The 6,894-nt window shown below is 58.4% G+C and carries 2 protein-coding genes; one reads left to right on the forward strand and one right to left on the reverse strand.

All coding sequences use genetic code 11. The features are described from left to right. Positions 1-498: 498 nt before the first annotated feature. Positions 499-1,638: a S1 family peptidase gene (locus D1646_RS15280; protein ID WP_160637300.1), complete on the reverse strand. Its 1,140-nt coding sequence runs from the start codon at positions 1,636-1,638 to the stop codon at positions 499-501. Positions 1,639-1,848: 210 nt separating this feature from the next. On the opposite strand from D1646_RS15280, the gene D1646_RS15285 reads away from it, so the two are divergent. After that, positions 1,849-6,645, forward strand: a complete 4,797-nt coding sequence (locus tag D1646_RS15285; RefSeq protein ID WP_160637301.1) for a cytidyltransferase-related domain protein — start codon at positions 1,849-1,851, stop codon at positions 6,643-6,645. The last annotated feature ends 249 nt before the right edge of the window (positions 6,646-6,894 follow it).

Consider the following 6,894-nt stretch of genomic DNA (forward strand, 5'->3'; position numbering starts at 1 on the left):
CGTTTCCTCTGCTGAGGCTATGGTCATAATTTCTCATTTCCACACGCTGCTCAAACGCTTATGAATACAGCTTCTAAGTAAAAATGCTCATGACGTGGGATAGAAGCGTTCGGTTCCCGAACGCATAGCCAGCTCCAGAAGGGGCTGTTCAAAGGGTCTGGGGTGCTACCCCAGCAAGCAAAAATGGACTTCCGGCGGCAAGCGAGGGCGGGGGATTGTCTTTGGACGACTGCTTCTATTTTTAGATTTCAAGTAGAAGCAGTGCCAGCAGATCAATCCCCACCGCTTCGCAGGAGTCCCAGACGGGCTATGCGGACCTGGATCGTCCTACTGTCCTTGGTGCTGGCCTCTCTGATTATCCAGCTGGTGTGGCTTTGCCTGTGCGGCAATATTTTGCTGCTGGAGCCGTGGTGGGACGGTTCCTAAAAAGGCGTTTACCGAGAAGATAAAAAATGAGCCAGACAATATTGTTTGCCTGGCTCATTTTACAAATAAAAGTTATGACAACTTATTGGAAGGAGTGAAATAGCTTGTTCCAGCCCATGCACCTGTCTCTATGTAATAGGTTGAGGAACTATGGACACCGTATGCAACATTTGGGTCGATGTTACTGGTAGAAGAAAAAATTCCCGCTCCACTGTCGCCATTTGCACTTAGGTAGTTTGCAGAAAACATACCAGTAAGGGGTTTCAATGCAGCATTTATCATAACAGTTTGATCAGTGCCCTTTACAGTTCCAATTGTCCAACCTGATTTACCACCATGCATATAAACCGTTTGCCCCATTGCGGCAGTTTTAAATGAAGATCGTGGATAGAAAGAACAGCCAGATACAGCTTGAATCCTGCCCCAATCTCCATCACTGCCACCAAATTTACTGGTAGCAATCGTACCAATTTGCTTAGTAGAATCTGTGTAATCATAAACTGCTGGCTGTAAAGAATAATCATGCCCTGCTGTATATGCTATGGAGGGAGAACTGGCTGGACCAAGAGTATAGCTATGATTATTTATTATAATTTTATCCCCATGGGAAAATAATCCAATTGATAGAGCCACCGAATTGGTATCTATGTTGGATGGTTCGTCTGATACATCCCCAATATTATTTCGGATGGATAGGTTGCTATAGTCAATAAAATTCAGAAAATCGGAGATCCCAAAAGAATTGTCTATCAATTGTATGATAGTAGATTGGACTTGCTCGCCAGTATGGCTGAGATAAATATCCACTTGATTGGTTGCTTCGTTTGCATCCAAAACAGATATCCCCAAAGAGCTCATTTGAGGGACAAGAGCGTCCTTGACAGATTCCAAAAAATCAAGTGAATATTTCACTGTACGATAATGAACTTCTACATCCGGATATGTTGAAAAAAAAGATGGAGTTTGGTGGTAAGCGATAGGCTGTCCCTCAACTACGTTGACAATCAGGGTATCTCCTTCGTAGTAGAAGCCACCAAAGGCGGGATTGTCAGATAATTCGTATAAATTATCGTTAATTTCATCCATTTGTTCCGAAAGAGATTTGCGAGAAAATTTTTCCTCTTCCTGTGTTGCACCAGCCGCAGAGCAAGTTATCAAAACAGACAATGCCATAACAATAAATGCAAAAGGTGCAATAATTTTGTGTCTCATTTTAGATAGGCCCTCCTTAAAAAATTATATCATTGAAGGTAGTTACCTTACATTACTTATAATACCATATTCAATATAGATTGTCAATAACAATTATATAAATTAAAATATCCGCCGCTTTCCTCTTTCCAAAGCGGACCGATTGTGTTACAATTACCATGAGAAAATTTACCGCCCCGGCCCAGCGGGGTTGGAGAATGAGGTGGCCGTATGTATAAAATGACCCGCCAATTGAACCGCGATATCTATGACGCCCTCAACGCCCGCAAATTGATCGGTCCGGTGGTCGGCCGCCGGGCTGTGCAGGAGCTGATGAAGTCGGAGGGGTGGAACCGGGGGCTGTCCGACCTGTTCCCCATCAGGGAGCGCATCACCTGCGCCCGGGTGCTGGAGCTGTGCAGCCCCATGCTGGACAAGCTGTGTCCCCAGCCGCCGGAGAAGGGGTGGGGGCCCTTCTGCTACCAGTACATCTGCCGCATCATGTTCCCGGACAACGGCTTTGCTCCGGAGGCGCCCCGCTGCGGAGGGGGCGCTCTGTTCTACCTCACCGTCCTCCAGGTGCTGCTGTACCAGGAACGGGCCTCTCTGCCTCTGGACCCCTTCTGGAACTTCGACTTTCTCAGCGAGGAGGAGTATTCCAAGTGCGACAAGGGCAAGGAGTACCGCCGCTTCCGGGAGGCCTGGCACAACGAGTTCATCTACCCCCTCATGCGCCTGGGCATGGAGTACACCCCCTTCCGGACCCTGAGCCACATCACCGGCGTCCACCACGTGGCCATGACCTGCGCCCGGGGGCTGGCCGAGGCGGGAGTGGACGTGGACCTGGCCCTCATCTCCGCCGCCGCCGCCGCCCACGACCTGGGCAAGTTCGGCTGCCGCCCCGGGGAGCGGGTCCCCTACCTCCACTACTACTACACCGACCAGTGGCTGCTGGCCCGGAAAATGGACGACATCAGCCACATTGCCTCCAACCACTCCACCTGGGACCTGGAGCTGGAGTCTCTGTCGGTGGAGTCCCTTCTGCTCATCTACGCCGACTTCCGTTCCAAGTCGGAGCGGGGCCCCAACGGGGAGGAGATCGTGGTGCTCTATCCCCTGGAGGAGTCCTTCCAGGTCATTCTGTCCAAGCTGGACAACGTGGACCGGAAGAAGCGCCGCCGGTATGAGCTGGTCTATGGCAAGCTCCACGACTTTGAGGACTATATGCGCCGCCTGGGGGTCGATGTGGGCCTCACCGGCGAGGGGCAGACCCCCGCTCCCCCCAAGGACCCCGCCCTCATGGGTCCCGATGAGACGCTGGACGGCCTGATCCTCCTGTCGGTGGAGCACAGCCTGAAGCTGATGCACATGCTGTCCAACGAGCAAAAGTTCGGCAACATCATCGAGTCGGCCCGCTCCGCCAAGAGCTGGCAGCAGCTGCGGGCCTACCTCAACATCTTTGAGGAGTACTTCACCTATCTGTCGGTGCGCCAGAAGACTCAGGCCCTGTCCTTCCTCTATGAGCTGCTGGTCCACCGGGAGGGTGACATCCGCCGTCAGGCCGGCGCTCTCATCGGCCAGATCATCGCCAAATTCCACCTGGTCTACCGGAAGGAGGTGCCCGCCGACGCCCAGAACGACCCGGCGGAGGAGGTCCCCTTTACCCTGTGGAACCAGTACCTGGACATGATCATCTTCCCCGACCACAAGACGACTCCCCAGCAGCGGGCCCACATCGGCTACTGCCTGAAGCTGATGGTGGAGGCCATGCTCCTCCACGCCCGCCTCGGGGACGTGTCCCGCTTCCTGGACGCCCTGCTGCGCTACTACCAGGACCCGGAGCACACCGACGCCGATACCGCCTTTACCCTGCTGGACACCGCCCACCACCTGCCCCCCAAGTACTACGACGAGAGGACCCGGGAGATGCTGGTGGACTTCGCCGCCCACTTCACCGCCTCCGACGACCCCAAGCTGGTCACCGCCGCCCTCCAGTTCCTCCGGGAGACGGTGCGCAACATCCCCCGCAGCAGCCCCCAGATGGCCCGCATCGCCCAGATCGCCCAGAATACCCCCTCGGGCCAGCTGACCACTGTATTCCTCAAGTGCCGCATTCTCCGCCGGGCGGGCTGGGACGTGTCCGCCCTGGAGGACACCCTGTATCAGAGCGATATTACCAGCGAGGTCTTCCTGGACAACCTGAAAATCGCGACCCCCTGGGTCGTGAAGGTGGCCGGCGTGGAGCTGCTTCGGGACCAGGTGGAGCACGGCATGAAGAGCCACATCCTCCATATTGCAACCCACTTCTCCAACCTGGTAAAGGTGTCTGAGCGGGTGGGAGTCCGCCACGCTGCCGGCTCCGCTCTGGTCCACACGCTGTCCCTGCTGCGCCGGGACCAGCGCAACGAGGTGGTGGTGGAGCTGGGCAAGGGGCTGGAGATGGGCCAGTATGAGATCTCCAAATACATCCCCCAGTATCTGGGGGAGGCCGCCCTCTACCTCCACCCCAGCGAGCTGGACGAGCAGGTGCTGTGGCTCAAGGGTCTGCTGGGCTCCCCCAACGACTCCGCCGTGGCTGGGGCGCTGAATACCATCGCCGTCCTCCTCCAGCACTACCCCGCCTACAAGGACCGCTTCCCTGAAAAGCCCGAGGTCTACGAGCACCGCCGCCGGGAGCTGCTGGGTCTGCTGCTCCAGGGGCTGGCCCACTACCGGGAGGAGGTGCGCCAGGAGGCCCTTCTGGTCATCGGCAAGCACCTGTTTGAGAGCTCCGCTCTGGACGATGAGGAGAAAGCCCGCCTGTTTGCCCTGTGCTACCGCAAGCTGCTCTTCCTCATGCGGGAGACCCCCCGTCAGGACGGCCTGACCCTGTTCTACCGGGCCTCTGCGCTGGCCCATATCAACCGGTTCATCTCCCTGCGTCGGCTGGACCACGGCCCCTTCGCCTTTGAGCGACCCAAGAAAATTGCCTTCTTCCCCGGCACCTTCGACCCCTTCACCCTGTCCCACAAGGGCATTGTCCACGCCATCCGGGACCTGGGCTTTGAGGTGTATCTGGCGGTGGACGAGTTCTCCTGGTCCAAAAAGGCCCAGCCCCACCTGATCCGCCGGCAGATCGTCAATCTGTCCATTGCCGGGGACTTCCATGTCCACCTGTTCCCCGACGATATCCCGGTGAACATCGCCAACCCCGCCGACCTGAAGCGGCTGGTGGAGCTGTTCCCCGACCAGAAGGTGTACATTGTGGCGGGGAGCGACGTGGTGGTCAACGCCTCCTCCTACCGGGCCCCGGCCCAGCCCTGGTCCATCCACCAGATGAACCATGTGATTTTCCACCGGGCGGGGGAACAGGAGCTGCCTGAACACCTGTCCATTACCGGGGACGTGATCCGCCTCCAGCTGCCCCCCCACCTGGAGGATATCAGCTCAACCCGCATTCGGGAGAACGTGGACCTGAACCGGGATATCTCCAACTTTATCGACCCGGTGATTCAGGACTTTATCTATCAAAATGGCCTCTACCTCCGGGACGGCCAGGACAAGCCCATGCTGGGATTCGGGGAGCTGGATTTCCGCTGGGTCGAGGAGGTGGACGATGGGCTGTTCAGGACCCTGGCCGCCATCTGGCCGGAGCGGGCCGGGGGCCTCACCGCCGCCCGGAGCAAGGGGGACCGGATGCTGATCCTGACTGCCACCTCCGACGCCGTCCCTCTGGGCTTTGTGTGCTACCGGCTGCTCACCGCCTCCCAGCTCTTCGAGGCTCTGGAGGACAATGAGCTGGCCGACCGGATCCGCCTGCGCTCCGCGGGCAACGTGCTGCTTATCACCGCCCTGGGCACCGACTACTCCACCGCCCAGCGCAAGGACCTGGGCCACCTGCTGCTGTGTGAGCTCATCGCCTGGGCCCTGGAGCAGGAGTGCGTCTACTGCGTGTGCCGCACCCGCAGCGGCCAGCTGGAGCCCTCCATGGACGCCCTGCTGGCCCGTATGGGCTTCACCGCCCGGGAAGGAGACGCCCCCATCCGGGAGGTGGATATGCGGGCCCCCACCGTCCTCATTCAAAACCTGTCCACCGCCGTCCAGGAGCCCCTGAACCGCAATCCCCGGGTCCTGGCCGCCGTCCGCCGGGGCCATGAGCGGGTCCAGCTGGCGCTGGCGGGCCTGTTCCCTGGATCCCTGGTTCTCACCCTGTCTTCCGACGTTATCCACCACCGGCTGCTGAAGAAGATCACCGAGTACAACAACGTCCCCGCCGAGCCCACCAGCCCCCGGGTCCTGGGCAAGAGTATGTGCGTCCCCTTTGGCAAGATGCTCCGCAGCCGCATTGTCCCCAACACCGTCACCAAGACCCTCCATACCGACAAGGTGTACTCCCCCGACTTGAAGGAGAGCACCCTGGAGGCCTTCCCCTACTACGCCCCCATCCCCAGTCAGGTGAGGACCCTGAAATCCTTCAACCGCCCGGTGATCCTGGTGGACGATTTGATGCACCCCGGCTTCCGGTTCAAGGTGCTGGGCCCCATCCTCAAGCAGGAGGGAGTCCCCGTTCAGGTGGTGCTGGTGGGGGTGCTGTCGGGCTACGGCAAGGATTTGATGAATACCCTGGAACAGCCTGTGGATTCGGTCTATTTCCTCCCCCGGCTCAACCACTGGTTCGTGGAGTCCACCATGTATCCCTTTATCGGCGGCAATACCGTCCGGCGGCGCACCTCTCCCGTTCCCGGTCTGCTGCCTGGTATCAACCATATCCTGCCCTACGCCGCCCCCACCTATCAGAATGAGTGCAGCCGGGAGGCGGTGGTCAACCTGTCCCGTACCTGCCTGGAGTGCGCCCTGGACCTGATGCGGGCCCTGGAGCAGGAGTACCGTACCCTCTATGGCCGCAACCTCACCCTGTCCCGCCTGCCCGAGGCGGTCATTCTCCCCCTGTGCCCCGATAAGGGTACCTGCCTGCACTATGACCCCAACCTGTCCGCCTCCGTCTACCTGGAGAACGATTTGGAACAGCTGCTGCGGCAGAACTCGTAATGAGGGGCGGGGATTGACTGGCTGGCACTGCTTTGTCTGGAAATTTGTGGTAGAAGATGGCGCTCCCAGGGTCCATCCCCCGTCCCGCCCGTAGGCGGCCAGGCCCCTTTGAAAAGGGGCCCGCGAAGCGGGTGGGGATTGATTTGCAAGCATTACTTCGACTTGAAACCTAAAATAGAAGCAGTCGTCCTAAGACAATCCCCCGCCCTCGCTTCGCTCAGGGGCCCCCTTTGCCAAAGGGGGCAAGCG

Origin of the sequence: Pseudoflavonifractor sp. 60 (genome assembly GCF_009911645.1) — a bacterium.
GTDB lineage: Bacteria > Bacillota > Clostridia > Oscillospirales > Oscillospiraceae > Lawsonibacter.

Excerpts from the sequence above, each read along its gene's own strand:
- D1646_RS15280 (WP_160637300.1), bottom strand. The coding sequence starts at position 1,638 with ATGAGACACAAAATTATTGCACCTTTTGCATTTATTGTTATGGCATTG.
- D1646_RS15285 (WP_160637301.1), top strand. The coding sequence starts at position 1,849 with ATGTATAAAATGACCCGCCAATTGAACCGCGATATCTATGACGCCCTC.